A 13,857-nucleotide genomic window follows, 5' to 3' on the forward strand; every position below is an offset into this window, starting at 1 on the left:
AATGGCAAGGTGACGGAAGACTGAGAAAGCACAAGGTGAATCAGCTGTAAGGTAGTTACTTAAAAACAGCTAATTTCACATCCTGACTGCGGGTACTCCGCGAGTACCGGTACCGAGATCATCTTGATGTATTCCCCCCTTTGAAAAAGGGGGGCTAGGGGGGATTGGGCACTTCATCTTTTGATATAAAAAGCACACGCCAATGCAAAAAGCCCCCCTCCATCCCCTTTTACCAGGGGGGATGCTACAGCGCTGAAGTGCCACCTGAATGATATAAATACCTATACCCGCGCCGACTACTTTTGGCAGTCCCTGGCAAGTACCGTAAACCTTTCCATAGCCGAGCCATCCCTTGCAGCCACAAAATTTCCATAGCACCGCGTCAACGACCATATCGAAAACATCAGCCAGCACATCGCTGATCCCGCATTAGAGCGCTTATTCCGCCAGTGCTACCCCAACACCCTAGCCACCACCGTGGTGTTTAAAACAATAAACAATTTGCCAGATACCTTTGTGATTACCGGCGATATCCATGCCATGTGGCTGCGGGACAGCGCGGCGCAGGTTTGGCCTTATTTAGCGCATATCCAGCAAGACCCTAGGCTTGCCGACATGATTGCTGGGCTGATCCGCCGCCACAGCGCCTGCATCCTGATCGATCCTTACGCCAATGCTTTTAACGATGGCCCCGCCCAGAGCGAATGGCAATCGGATAGCACCACCATGTTACCCGAATTACACGAGCGCAAATGGGAGCTAGATTCGCTGTGCTACGCCATCCGCTTGGCACATGGTTATTGGCAAAGCAGCACTGACCGTAAACCTTTTGATGCTCAATGGCTGGCAGCCATGAAGCTGGTTGTTGCCACCATGAAAGCACAGCAGCGCAAAGAGAATCGCGGGCCTTACTCCTTTACCCGCAGCGGCAGCTGGCAAGCCGATACCTTAGCTTGCGATGGCTGGGGCAATCCTGCCCGGCCGGTGGGCTGATCGCCTCGATGTTCAGACCATCGGATGACGCCACCGTTTTACCATTTTTAGTGCCATCTAACTTTTTTGCCGTGATCAGCCTGCGCCAGCTTGCCCAGCATGGTGGTCGACCTCTTTTATGAGACTGCCTTTGCCGCGAATGCACCGCTCTGGCCGATGAAGTCGCCACAGCGCTGCAAGCCCACGCTATTGTTCAACATCCTAAACACGGCCCCATCTACGCCTATGAAGTAGACGGCTACGGCAGTGCGCTACTGATGGACGATGCTAATATTCCTAGCCTATTGTCCTTACCCTATCTGGGGGCTGTAGCGCGGAATGATGAGGTCTATCAAAACACCCGCCGCTTTGCGCTCTCCACAGACAACCCGTGGTTTTTTAAAGGGGACCTGTTTGAAGGCAACGGCAGCCCGCACACCCTTGCACCCATGATTTGGCCAATGTCCATCATCATGCGCGCGATGACCAGCGATCAGGACAAGGAAATCAGCCACTGCTTGCACATGCTTAAAATAGCCACGCCGAAACTTACTTTATGCACGAATCATTTCACGTCCATCAGCCACAGCAATTTACCCGCAGCTGGTTTGCATGGGCCAACACCCTACTGGGTGAGCTGATCAGCAAAATCGCCCAAGAGCGCCCCCATTTACTCTCTGCCAAGGATCGCCATGTTCGCACTAGAGAATTTCTACTTAAACATATTCGCCACACCATGGCGTTTTACGACCCGATTTCGGTCGATCCGGCGGGTGGTTTTTATCATTACTATATGGATGACGGCCGCGTTTACGATAAGGAAAACCGCCACCTCGTCTCGTCCACCCGCTTTGTATTTAATAACGCCATGGCGTGGCAGGCGTTTGGTGAAAAAGAATATCAGGCACGCGTCAGACACGGCATCGATTTTATCCGCAAGGTGCATTTCAACCCGCAGACCGGCGGCTACGCATGGGAAGTTAAAAACGGCGAAGTGACGGATGCCACCAATCAATGCTACGGCCTCGCATTTGTGATGCTGGCTTACGCCTGCGCCTATCGCTGTGGCATGGATGAAGCCAAAGTATGGTTGGATGAAACTTACGACACTATGGAGCAACACTTTTGGCTACCCGAATACGGCGTATACGCCAGCGAAGCCAGCAGAGATTGGGTGCTGGATGATTATCGCGGCCAAAACGACAATATGCACGGCTGCGAAGCCATGCTCGCTGCCTTTGAAGCCACCGGCGAAATTCGCTATTTAGACCGTGCAAAACTACTGGCAGCCAACTTTACCCAGCGCCAGGCGGCCCTTACTGGCGGCGCAATCTGGGAGCATTTCCGCACCGATTGGACGCCCAATTTGCAATACAACAGGGGCAACAAGACCAACATCTTCCGTCCTTGGGGCATCCAGACCGGCCACCAAACCGAATGGGCCAAACTGCTGCTGATTTTAGACCGCCACGACCCGCAGCCCTGGCATCTGGCCCGCGCCCGGGAATTATTTGATGCGGCGATGGAATCTGGCTGGGATGAGGCGCACGGTGGGCTCATCTACGGCTACGACTTAGACGGCGAGCCTTACGATCAGGATAAATACTTCTGGGTGCAAGCCGAATCCCTCGCCGCCGCTGCCCTGCTGGCGAACCAAACCAAGGATGAAAAATACTGGCAAGCCTACGATAAAATCTGGGCCTACAGCTGGGAGCACTTCGTAGACCACCAACACGGCGCGTGGTACCGCATCCTCAGCCCAGACAACCAGAAAATCGACCAGCACAAATCCCCCGCTGGTAAAACCGACTACCACACCATGGGCGCGTGTTATGAGGTTTTGAGGGTGGTTGATTAAGGGATATGAACTAAAATACCAATAAACCGAAAGCACAATTGCAACTGTGATTGTGCCATCGGTAACTTACATTTCAAGCACCACGACGAACCAACTTCTTTTTATTAAGCATCTAATGAAATGCAAGCTATCTCACCCTATATAATTATCAATTAAATCATTCAGAGAAAACGTATTAAATGTCTATTGCACAAGACCTATTACACGACAACATTGCTACTTTAGAAAAACACACCCATACCAAAAGTAGATTTATTGCTGATATTTTTTATGGTGCAGTTGCAGTCACAATCATTTGGGCAGGTATTATCATCATACCACTTATGATTTGGAACAATGCAGTCCATTGGATTATTCCGAAAATCATTGCTGCATGCATTTATCTAGGAATCACCCTCGATTCATGGAGAAGCATAGGGGAGCGAAGTGTGACGATAGACATTTCGTTACGCACTCTTATTATTAAAGAGCACTTTCCCAATAGAAAAAATGGCACTCAAACCCGAAAAACACCATTCAATTGCCTGCTATTTTTCCGCTACTGGAGAGCAGAGAGCGACAATGAGTCAGCAGCCTTTATCATAAAACTGGCTGAATCAAAAAATATATACAGACCTGATTTAACAGGGTACATATTGCATATTGAACCTGCACATTCACAAGCTGAACAAGCAGACGTCGCGAGTAATCTACTTGCAGATCAGTTCCATACACAAACAGAAATTGAATACCTAGATATACAAAAAAGCAAAAATCCAAAATATGCACTTTGGACTAACGCTATGCTTTCAAACTAAAACACCCATCATATTCGATATTAAAAGCCGTAGAACGCAATCATTGCATGCAACACACCAGATATACCGAGCAGAATTATTTTTTTGTAGCCCATACAATAAGAATAATATACCTAGTACCTAAATCGAGCCAAAAAGTTTTCATTTATAATAAGAATTTACGGGGTAGAGTTTCGTTTTTGATTTCATCTTTTTCCCAACAAGTGACGAAGTAGTCACTTCCACATTCTTGCCATCGGAAGTAGTCGCCTCAACCAGCGAATAAACAACGTAAAGCCCCCGCCCAGGAGATACCGCGTAATGCGTGGTCTGGTGCCAGCAGCACCCACTTTTCTCAAAAGTAATAAGCCGCTTGCGGGCTTTATCAACTGAAAACATGCCTAGCTTTGTAGTGGCTAATTCTGTCAACTCATCGCTTAAAACAAACTTCCGTTTACTTATGTTATAAACATAAACGTCATAGGAAGGGCCACCATATGCGCTATTGTTACCATTTCTGATTGCAATATCTGTGGAGCCATCAAAATTAAAATCATCAGCCACCACCGCGCTTTGATCGCCATAAAGCACAGTATTATTAGCTGGCAACTTTCCGTTTGTAGCGTGCCTTCAATATGATCGTGTTCGGCAAAAGAGAAATGCACCGGCATGGGCTGGGTGCTTACGCCGACTTCCAGCTCATTTCTGTGGCTTTGCAAGAGCAGCGTAAATTGCTCAAGATAGTATTTATCGTAAAGATCAGGGCGGGTTAAGGTGGTTTCAAAGCTGCCCGGCCCCGCCACAAAGCCATAGCTCAGATGCGCACTCTCATTGGTGAGCCTTGCAACGGTATCGGTTTGGATTCTTACAAAAGGATAATAAGCCCGAACATGACCCGGCAAAGCTTCACCGGCCACAAAACGCTGCATGGCATCGCGCAAATGCGTCACGCTGCTTTCATAAATCAAACGCACCTGTGCAAGGGCTTCAAGCGGATCGGTATGGCGGGTTGGTGCAATAAACTCGGGCAAATAGGGCATACGTCGACGGCTCATTGGGGCGTCTCCATTTTTTTCATTGGGATTACACAGAACAAATCTTTCTACCGGACCCATTCTACTTTTAAACAGATTACGATTATCTTATTTTATCAAATCCCAAATCTGACTTGAGCCAATGCACGCGGTTCAACTTAATCGCGATAAATACACGCACAACTTTTTACAATATCAATGCGGGCAACAGCCCACCGACCAGAACACCCCTCTAAAAACGACACTCTCCGAGCAAAAAAACAGCTACACGCCCGCCAATACACGGGTTCAGGCATAAAAAAACCGGGCACACGGCCCGGTTTTGTCTCTGGCAAATTGATTACGCAGCTAGGTTTTGCGCCTGGATGGCGGTCAGCGCAATGGTAAACACAATGTCATCCACCAAAGCACCGCGTGACAAATCATTTACCGGTTTACGCAAGCCTTGCAGCATAGGGCCAACACTCACTACATGGGCGCTACGTTGTACAGCCTTGTACGTGGTGTTACCTGTATTCAGATCAGGGAATACAAACACGGTTGCCTTACCTGCCACAGTGCTGCTTGGCGCTTTTTGTGCGGCCACTTCGGATACCGATGCTGCGTCGTACTGCAGCGGGCCATCCAGCACCAGATCAGGGTAGCTACTACGGGCCAGCTCGGTGGCTTCGCGTACCTTATCCACATCGGCCCCCGCACCAGATTTACCGGTGCTGTAGCTGATCATGGCTACTTTAGGATCTACACCAAATGCACGTGCACTATCCGCACTTTGCTTGGCAATTTCGGCCAGCTGTACTGCATTCGGATTAGGATTAATCGCGCAATCGCCGTAAACCAATACCTGCTCCGGCATCAGCATAAAGAAGACCGAAGACACAATCGACGAGCCAGGCGCAGTTTTGATCAGCTGCAACGCAGGTCGCACCGTACTTGCTGTGGTGTGGATCGCGCCAGATACTAGGCCATCCACCTTGTTCACGGCCAGCATCATGGTACCCAGCACAACAGTATCTTCAAGTTGCTGTAATGCTTGGCCCGGAGTAAGGCCCTTGCTCTTACGCAGCTCAACCATCGGCTCTACATACTCGGCACGGATCACATCCGGATCCAGAATCTCAAGACTTTCTGGCAGCATCACACCCTGCGCAGCGGCAATGGCTTCGATGGTGGCGCGTTTACCCAGCAAGACGCAGTGAGCAATGCCTTTTTCTTCACAAATAATGGCCGCGCGAATAGTGCGTGGCTCTTCACCCTCAGGCAAGACCACGGTTTTACGCACTGAGCGCGCTTTTTGGATGAGCTGATAGCGGAAAGCCGGAGGCGACATCCGTGTGGATGGCGGCACTTGCACCGCATTCATCAGCATGGCCATATCGATTTGCTCGGATACGGCGTCCAGCACCAGATTCATGCGCTCGCTGTCGTCGGTGGCTACTGCTGGTGGCAATTGGGTAATACGAATAGCAGTATTAAAGCTGTCGCTGTCCGTACGCATCACCGGAATACCACTTGTTAAGGCCTGACGCGCTAATTCCAGAATACGGCTGTCCGGCTGGCTGGAATGCGTCAGCAGCAGTCCGGCCAGTTGCACGCCCTGGCTAGCGGCCAGAGCAGTTGCCAGCATCACATCATCCCTGTCCCCGGCACTTACCACCAAAGCCCCTGCTTTCAAGCGCTCAATCACTTCAGGAACAGAACGAGCCGCCACCACGGTCTCTAGCACACGACGGTTTGCAATATCGCCTTCAATCAGGATTTCTGCATTCAAATGACGGGCAATATCTAAGGTGCGCGGCGCAAGCAAGGCCGGATCAAACTTAATAAAACCCCACAATGGAATACCATCCAGCTCGTATTGCACAGAAGCCGCGTCAAACTGCGCGGTGGCTTTATTGAAGATCACACCGGCCACTTTGCAGCCTTCATTCTTCAGCTGACTGGCCGCAAGGCGCGATTCCGCCACCGCACCCGTTGCGCGCGCATTGGCCACCAAAATCACTTCGGCCTGCAAGCTGCGGGCTACTTCATTATTTAATCTGGCGGTAAATGCATTGCTTGGATCCAAATGCATACCTTCAACGACCAATACATCCACGCCATGCGCAGCGCCCATACACAGGCTGACAATATCTTCTAATAATTCGTCATTTTGCCCTGCAGATACGCGGGCAATGACCTGAGCAATCGACAAAGACTGCGGGCATTCAATCTGGCAAATTTGTGAGGCAAAATGCGTAGAGCGCTCAATACCCTGCGGCTCTTGTGAAACCGGCTTTACAAATCCCACTTTCAGACCCTGGTGTTGTAAAGCGCGAACCACACCTAAAGATACCGAAGTAAGGCCGACATTTTGTCGGGTTGGAGCCACAAAAAAGGTTTGCATATATCATCCTCAGCACGTAACAAACTTTGCTACTAAAAAACACATCAAATAAGGGGTGTAAGGCTGGCGGGCATGCATCTAATAAACAGGATGCCCGCGAAGGCCGTCAATGTAGAACATTGCGCCGCATTTAGGTCGGCAACTTTCACACCTTGAGCACGATCTTTGTTCCATGTCATAAAAAAATGCTGCATCGCACACTAAATCAGCTAAATTCAAACCCGGCGCGGGTGTTTTAATGAGTTTAGCAGTCTTGCCTGCAAAAAAAGAGCCGTTTGCCCGCCGGTTTTCAAGCATCAGAAACCTTAGTATTTGCTTAAGTAGTCCTGTCACCCTGCTTTAAAACAGTGTTTCGAGTTAGAATCGCACAGCAACTTTTAGCAAGCCCAAGCGACCTATACAGATCGGCTTGCCCACCACTCCATTCATCACCGCGGTGAGATTTATGACGGTTATTGTCGTTTTCAATCAAAAAGGTGGCGTTGGTAAAACCACCGTCAGCGCCAACCTAGCCGCCGCCATCGCCAAAAATGGCGTAGAGCCGCTGGTGATTGATTTAGACCCACAAGCTCACCTCACCTCGCTCTACGGCATAAAACCTAAAAGCAGCCAAAGCATTTATCGCTTCTTTCAGGGCGCAAGCACACTATCTGATTTAATTATTACAAGAGATGACGGCATTAACTTTGTGCCCTCTCATTTAGAGCTGGGAAAAGTAGACGCGCAGCTTACCCGCCACAAAGATCATGTATGGCGGCTGAAGCTGGCACTGACAGCAGAAATGCTTTCGGGCTATGGCCTGCCCATCATTATTGACTGCACCCCCACGCTGGCGTGCTGTCTTTTTCTGCCATGTTTGCTGCCGACATCATTCTTGCCCCCGTTGCCGCCGAATACCTGGCCCTGAACGGCGCAGTACAGCTAGCACAAACCACTAAAAGGACTTGAAAAGTTTCAGGCCAGAAAGCCAAGGCGCTTTCTGATCAACCGCTACACGCCTGGGCAAATCACATCAGAAACCGTAGCAGGCCAGCTAATCAAACACTTCCCTGGAGAAGTGCTTAAAACCCGAATCAGAGAGCAAGAAGCGCTCTCTGCGGCAGTGGGCAGCGGCGCAAACATCTTCGACTTTGCCCCCCTCAGGTGCAGCAGCAGATTTTACTTTTTTGCTGGACGAGCTCATCGAATCCAGCCTGATTTCGCTGTCACTGGATTTACCGTTTGAGTGAGGCTTTTTTAATAAGGGCAGAAAGACTAGAAAGATCTGCATAAACAGTGCGTACGGAGTTTAAAGGCAGAACACGGAGAAAGCCTGAGAGAAATACAGATCAATAACTTTCATACCTTAGATTTTTCAGCTTTTTTCTCTGCATACTTTGTGCTCTTACCGCGCTCTGCATCTAAAGCCCCCCCCCCCTAATACTCCACTGGCACCGGATCTAAGCTGCGCCACAGATACCATGTGGCGACGGTGCGCCAGGGCTGCCATTTTTGCGCCAAGTCACAGATAATACCTCGCGGCAGTCTTTCATTGTTGTGGTAAAGCAGCGCAATCGCCTTAAGCAGGCCGATATCGTCCAGCGGCAGCACATTGGGACGGAGCAGGTAAAAGATAAGAAACATCTCTGCGGTCCAGCGGCCTATGCCGCGAATATCGACCAACCTGCCAATGACCGCCTCATCATCCAGATCATGCCAAAGTGCCACATCCAGCAGGCCAGCCTGCTGGTGCCTTGCTAAATCATAAAGATATTCCACTTTGCGGGCGGATAAGCCACAGGCGCGCAATTCCTCCACACTACTTTCCAGCACGCGCGTAGCTTCAATTTTTTGTAAATGAGCCGCAAAACGCGACCAGACCGAATCCGCCGCTTTTACGGAGATTTGCTGGCCGACAATGGCACGAGCTAGAGTGTGAAACACCTCGCCACGCCCTTCTAGGCTGATATCTGGATAGCGGGCAATTAAACCAGCCATCACGGAATCGGCGGCAGACAACTCAGCTGTGGCTTGGTCCCAATAGGCAGGCTTGCCATAAATTGTGCTCATTTGACTCCCCCTGTGCGGCGCCTTTACCAAGCCATAGCTTATTTTGCAGGCAAAAAAATGGCGGAAGAAGGTCTTATGCTTACCCTCTTCCGCCTTCGACAAATCGCTTACTCGCCAGCAACCGTCATCTTACTCACTAAAATCGAGCCCACCTTGCGGCTGGACCATGGCTGACTATCATCACCAATACCCACAATATTTTTAAAGATGTCACGTAAATTACCAGCAATGGTGATTTCTTCTACCGCGTATTGAATCACGCCGTTTTCCACCCAAAAGCCTGCAGCACCACGGGAATAATCACCCGTCACCATATTAGTACCGTGGCCAAGCAATTCAGTCACAAACAAGCCTGTGCCCAACTCTGCCAATAGCTGAGCAAAGGTATGCGTGGGCGCAACGATCAGATTGTGCGCGCCGCCTGCATTACCGGTGGTGCGCATGCCTAATTTGCGTGCGGAATAGCTAGATAAAAAGTAGCCATTTAGCACGCCCTGGCTGACCACATCACGCGCCACGGTGGCCACGCCTTCTGCATCAAATGCACCGCTGCTCATGCCTTTTTTAAGGAAGGGATCTTCTTTAATGCTGACACAAGGCGCAAAAACAGTCTGCCCTAGGCTGTCAGGCAAAAAGCTGGATTTGCGATAAAGGCTACTGCCGCTGACAGCTTGCACAAAAGTGCCGATCAAGCCGGAAGCCACCGGTGCTTCAAACAACACCGGATATTCGCCCGTTTTTACGCGACGGGCACCAAGGCGGCGCAAAGAACGCTCGCCTGCACGCTTTCCCACAGCAACCGCCGAATCCAGGTCTTCAGGAGATCTGGCCGAGCTGTACCAGTAATCGCGCTGCATCCCCGATTCATCTTCGGCAATCACCGCAGCTGAAAGACTATAGCGTGAGCTGCGCTCTGCACCCATAAAGCCTAAGGAATTGGCATATACAAAACGGCTCGCCCCGGTAGAAACCGATGCTCCTTCCGAATTACTGATGCGCGCATCCACACTACGAGCCGCGTTTTCACACTCTGTTGCCAGTGCAATTGCGCCTTCTACCGATAAATCCCATGGATGGTATAAATCGAAATCCGGAAAAGACGTTGCCAACCGGTCTGCATCCGGCAAGCCTGCAAAAGAATCTGCTGCTGTAAAGCGGGCAATGGCCAGCGCTGCCCTGACGGTTTCTTTAATCGCATCAGGCGAAAAATCACTGCTGCTGGCATGGCCTTTTTGCTGGCCCAGATAAACGGTAACGCCTACCCCTTTATCGCGGTTGTATTCGATGGTTTCTACTTCACCCAGACGCACCGATACATTTTGCCCATAGCCTTCAGACACATCCACATCGCAGGCTGTTGCGCCTTGATTTTTCGCCTGCTCGAGCACCATGGAGGCTAAATCACATAATTCTTGCTGATCAAAACTAAATTCGGACACAGTTCATTTCCTGTTTAGCGGTTCGTTGTTATAAAGCACACCGGCAACATAAGTGGCGGCGAAATAAATAATTCTGAAGGGGCAAGGCCCCTCTGTATAAGCAAATCTTTGGCCTCTGTTCTTTTTTCTATGCACTCTATGACAGAAAAAGAGGCAGTCTTTGGTATCATACCGGTTTTGCAAGCAAGTAGCCCTATCATGGCAAGACCAAAACACGACCTTCCTGACGACGATATCGAGTACGTCAGCAAAACAGAAATGAAGTCAGAAATGACTGCCCTGCAAAAACTCGGCGAAAAACTGATCCCGCTGGATAAAAAGCAACTGGCCACGCTCAAGCTACCAGAACGGCTTTATGACGCCATTATTGCGGCGAAAAAAATCACCGCAAATGGCGCGACGGCCAGACAAAAGCAATTTATCGGCAAGCTAATGCGTGATGTCGATCCAGAGCCAATTAACGAGCTACTGGCTAAATTAGCAGGCCTTTCTGACAAGCACAGCGCTTGGTTACATCGCTTAGAGCGTTTACGTGAAAGCATGCTGGCCGACCCTAAAGTCATTGAAAATTTCGTGACCGAGCATCCAACAGTAGAAATTCAACAGCTGCGCCAGCTCGTTCGCAATGCTTTAAAAGAGCGCGAGCAGCAAAAACCAGCCAAAGCGTTCCGCGAGTTATTTAAGCTCATCAAACAATATATTCCAGAGCCAGCACTACCCGGCCTTGAAGTATCCAATACAGAAGAAGACGAAGAATAAATGACTTGGCAAATCGAATGCACCGCACTGCTGTTCGATATGGACGGCACCTTAGTTGATTCAACCCCTTGTATTGAAGGGCTGTGGCGACGATGGGCTGTTCGCCAACATTTAGACCCCGATTTGGTCATGCAGCATGTGCACGGACGACGTGGCATAGAGACGATTGCCCTTGTCGCTCCGCATCTTGATGCAGCGGCCGAAGTGGTCGAATTACTTAAAGAAGAAGCTCGCAGCTTAGATGGCACGGTGGCCATTGACGGTGCTGCGGATTTTCTGGCACAGCTTCGCCCAGATCAATGGGCCGTTGTGACCTCCGCCCCGCGCGAAATCGCCTTAGCGAAATTAACTTATGCGGGCCTACCTGCGCCAGCAAGGCTGATTTCAGCAGACGATGTCACGCATGGCAAACCGCACCCCGAAGCTTTTTTAAAAGGCGCAGCACTGTTTGGTTTAGATCCTCAGCAGTGCGTGGCTTTTGAAGATGCACTCAGCGGCGTGCAATCGGCGCAAGCGGCGGGCATTCCGGTGATTGCGCTCACTTCATCGCACTCCGCCCAAGAACTCAGTCATGCAGAGCACATCATCGCCAACTACCACTCGCTCACTCTCAAAGTGGGTGATCGCATTGTTATATCAGGACTTAGCCAGTGATAAATACGGTAAAAATCGGACTTGTTTCTATTTCTGACCGTGCTTCAAGCGGCGTTTATCAGGATCTCGGCATTCCCGCCTTAGCAGAATGGCTGGATCAGGCGCTGAGCAGCCCGCATCACACCATCAGCCGCCTGATTGCCGATGAGCAAGCGCTGATCGAAGCCACACTGAAAGATTTGGTCGATACCGAGGGCTGTCACCTAATTTTAACCACGGGCGGCACCGGCCCCGCGCTACGTGATGTAACGCCTGACGCTACGCTGGCGATTGCAGATCGCATCATGCCAGGCTTTGGCGAACAAATGCGCCAAATCAGCCTGCATTATGTGCCCACGGCTATTCTTAGCCGTCAGGTGGGCGTGATTCGTAAACAGTGCCTGATTTTAAATCTGCCAGGCCAGCCTAAATCGATCAAAGAAACGCTGGAAGGCGTGAAAGACGAAAACGGCAAAGTTTTGGTCAACGGCATTTTTTGCCGCAGTGCCCTACTGCATTCAGCTGTTAGACGGCCCCTATATCGAAACCCATGCAGCCATCGTTGCCAGTTTCAGACCCAAATCCGCCATTAAAGCCCAATAAACAGTGGTTTGAAATACGCAGCCGAGCGCCATAAACAGCGCCCTGAGCACCTGCACGATAACAACAAGGAACAAATCATGAGCAATGCAGAATTACTACCCTGCGTAGAAATTGAAACCGCGCGATCAGCCCACCGCCAGCGTTATTTGGCTGCATGGTCTTGGCGCGGATGGCAATGATTTTGCGGGCATTGTGCCTGATTTTCAGCTACCGGCAGATTTAGCCGTACGTTTTGTGTTTCCGCACGCGCCCTATATGCCGATCAGCTGCAATAACGGCTACGTCATGCGGGCTTGGTACGATATTCTGCATTTCGATCAAATCAGCCGTCAGGCCGATGTGGCCGGCGTCAATGTGTCGGTAGAAATGATCCGCGCCCTGATTGCGCGTGAAAATCAGCGCGGTGTGCCGAGTGATCGCATTATTCTGGCGGGGTTTTCACAAGGCGGCGCGATTGCCTATACGGCGGGCACGCTGCACCCGAAAAACTGGCCGGGATTGTGGCGCTATCCACATACCTGCCTGCGCCTGAGTTAATCCAAGCCGGGCTCAGCAACCAGAACACCCCCATCTTTGCCGCACACGGCAGTGCCGACCCTGTTGTAGGCCTTGCTCTTGGCGTGGCCGCAAAAGACACGCTCAGCGGGCTGGGCTTTAGCATCAGCTGGCAAACATGGCCGATGCAGCATTCAGTGTGCATGCCGGAAATCCAGGCGATCGGGCAGTTTATTCGTCAGCGCTTAGCCTGATCCATATGTGCAGAAAACAGTTTTAAATTGTTTTCTGCTGCTTTATCCTCCACAAATCTCAAAACCATCGCAGCAAATATTACTTTTAGCCGAAAAGTGATTATTTCATTTGGCATATGTCTTGGCCTGAGGCATTATCCGCCACCTTGCCGCGCGCGTTTTTTGTAAGTCAGAAAATAAAATGAAGATTGGAATTATTGGTGCAATGGAGCCCGAAGTGGCCCATCTAATTGCTTCGCTTGAAAACAGCAGCAAAGAAACTGTAGCCGGGATCGATTTTTTACAGCGGCACTCTGGCAGATCATCAAGTGATCGTCACCCGCTCTGGCATTGGCAAAGTCGCTGCCAGCATCGCCACCACGCTATTAATCGCTAAATATCAGCCTGAAGCCATTATCAACACTGGCTCTGCGGGTGGCTTTGTGGATCATTTATCGATTGGCGACATCGTCATCTCATCCGAAGTACGTCACCACGATGTGGATGTCACGGCATTTGGCTATGAAATCGGCCAGATGGCTCAGCAGCCTGCCGCCTTTACGCCGGATGCAGATTTAGTTGCCGCAGCGCACCGTGCCGTAGCCAGCCTTGGCCAGGTA

Annotated in this window: 12 protein-coding genes and 3 pseudogenes; 9 read left to right on the forward strand and 6 right to left on the reverse strand. The window is 50.5% G+C overall.

Going from position 1 to position 13,857, the window contains the following annotated elements:
• Nucleotides 1-480: 480 nt before the first annotated feature.
• The 3 genes and pseudogenes from DYD62_RS24185 to DYD62_RS23335 form a co-directional block, all read left to right on the forward strand.
• Nucleotides 481-1,555 (forward strand): annotated as a pseudogene (locus DYD62_RS24185) (glycoside hydrolase family 125 protein); the annotation flags it as partial.
• 153 nt (nucleotides 1,556-1,708) lie between these two features.
• Nucleotides 1,709-2,830, forward strand: coding sequence for an AGE family epimerase/isomerase (locus tag DYD62_RS23330; RefSeq protein WP_115230257.1), 1,122 nt, complete (start codon nucleotides 1,709-1,711; stop codon nucleotides 2,828-2,830).
• A gap of 179 nt (nucleotides 2,831-3,009) precedes the next feature.
• Nucleotides 3,010-3,627, forward strand: a complete 618-nt coding sequence (locus DYD62_RS23335) for a hypothetical protein (RefSeq protein ID WP_115227729.1) — start codon at nucleotides 3,010-3,012, stop codon at nucleotides 3,625-3,627.
• Between the two features lie 141 nt (nucleotides 3,628-3,768).
• On the opposite strand, the gene DYD62_RS24520 is transcribed toward DYD62_RS23335, so the two are convergent.
• The 3 genes from DYD62_RS24520 to pta all read right to left on the reverse strand — a co-directional run bounded on the left by DYD62_RS24520 (nucleotide 3,769) and on the right by pta (nucleotide 7,026).
• A complete protein-coding gene (locus tag DYD62_RS24520; protein ID WP_422614941.1) occupies nucleotides 3,769-4,173 on the reverse strand; it encodes an XAC2610-related protein in 405 nt (134 codons plus the stop codon).
• Nucleotides 4,065-4,661, reverse strand: a complete 597-nt coding sequence (locus tag DYD62_RS23340; RefSeq protein ID WP_233703008.1) for a hypothetical protein — start codon at nucleotides 4,659-4,661, stop codon at nucleotides 4,065-4,067. Before DYD62_RS23340 ends, DYD62_RS24520 begins: the two co-directional genes overlap by 109 nt.
• Nucleotides 4,662-4,980: 319 nt before the next feature.
• On the reverse strand, nucleotides 4,981-7,026 hold the full coding sequence (gene pta, locus DYD62_RS23345; RefSeq protein ID WP_115227531.1) for a phosphate acetyltransferase: 2,046 nt from the start codon (nucleotides 7,024-7,026) through the stop codon (nucleotides 4,981-4,983).
• Nucleotides 7,027-7,471: 445 nt separating this feature from the next.
• Here pta and DYD62_RS23350 point away from each other — a divergent pair, with 445 nt between their 5' ends.
• The gene (locus tag DYD62_RS23350) at nucleotides 7,472-7,933 is read left to right on the forward strand and encodes a ParA family protein (protein ID WP_115230255.1); all 462 of its coding nucleotides are present in this window, start codon (nucleotides 7,472-7,474) and stop codon (nucleotides 7,931-7,933) included.
• 126 nt (nucleotides 7,934-8,059) lie between these two features.
• Here DYD62_RS23350 and DYD62_RS23355 read toward each other — a convergent pair whose 3' ends face one another.
• From DYD62_RS23355 to pmbA, 3 genes are all read right to left on the reverse strand, one after another.
• Entirely contained in the window at nucleotides 8,060-8,296 is a 237-nt protein-coding gene (locus tag DYD62_RS23355) for a hypothetical protein (RefSeq protein WP_115230256.1), read from the reverse strand.
• 146 nt (nucleotides 8,297-8,442) lie between these two features.
• Nucleotides 8,443-9,075, reverse strand: coding sequence for a DNA-3-methyladenine glycosylase family protein (locus DYD62_RS23360; protein ID WP_115227533.1), 633 nt, complete (start codon nucleotides 9,073-9,075; stop codon nucleotides 8,443-8,445).
• 107 nt (nucleotides 9,076-9,182) lie between these two features.
• Nucleotides 9,183-10,514, reverse strand: coding sequence for a metalloprotease PmbA (gene pmbA, locus DYD62_RS23365; RefSeq protein WP_115227534.1), 1,332 nt, complete (start codon nucleotides 10,512-10,514; stop codon nucleotides 9,183-9,185).
• A gap of 198 nt (nucleotides 10,515-10,712) precedes the next feature.
• Here pmbA and yjgA point away from each other — a divergent pair, with 198 nt between their 5' ends.
• From yjgA to mtnN, 5 genes and pseudogenes are all read left to right on the forward strand, one after another.
• Nucleotides 10,713-11,273 (forward strand): ribosome biogenesis factor YjgA, encoded by a 561-nt coding sequence (gene yjgA, locus DYD62_RS23370; RefSeq protein ID WP_115228288.1) that lies wholly within the window; start codon nucleotides 10,713-10,715, stop codon nucleotides 11,271-11,273.
• Nucleotides 11,274-11,927 carry an HAD-IA family hydrolase gene (locus DYD62_RS23375; RefSeq protein ID WP_115227535.1) on the forward strand — a complete coding sequence of 218 codons (654 nt, stop codon included), beginning with the start codon at nucleotides 11,274-11,276 and terminating at the stop codon, nucleotides 11,925-11,927.
• A pseudogene (gene mog, locus DYD62_RS23380) lies at nucleotides 11,927-12,509 on the forward strand (molybdopterin adenylyltransferase). Before DYD62_RS23375 ends, mog begins: the two are co-directional and overlap by 1 nt.
• Before the next feature lie 111 nt (nucleotides 12,510-12,620).
• Nucleotides 12,621-13,258, forward strand: a pseudogene (locus tag DYD62_RS23385) (alpha/beta hydrolase).
• A gap of 275 nt (nucleotides 13,259-13,533) precedes the next feature.
• Nucleotides 13,534-13,857, forward strand: a 324-nt coding sequence (gene mtnN, locus DYD62_RS23390; RefSeq protein WP_267896144.1) for a 5'-methylthioadenosine/S-adenosylhomocysteine nucleosidase, incomplete at its 3' end; no start/stop codon positions are given.

Origin of the sequence: Iodobacter fluviatilis (assembly GCF_900451195.1) — a bacterium.
Lineage (GTDB): Bacteria > Pseudomonadota > Gammaproteobacteria > Burkholderiales > Chitinibacteraceae > Iodobacter > Iodobacter fluviatilis.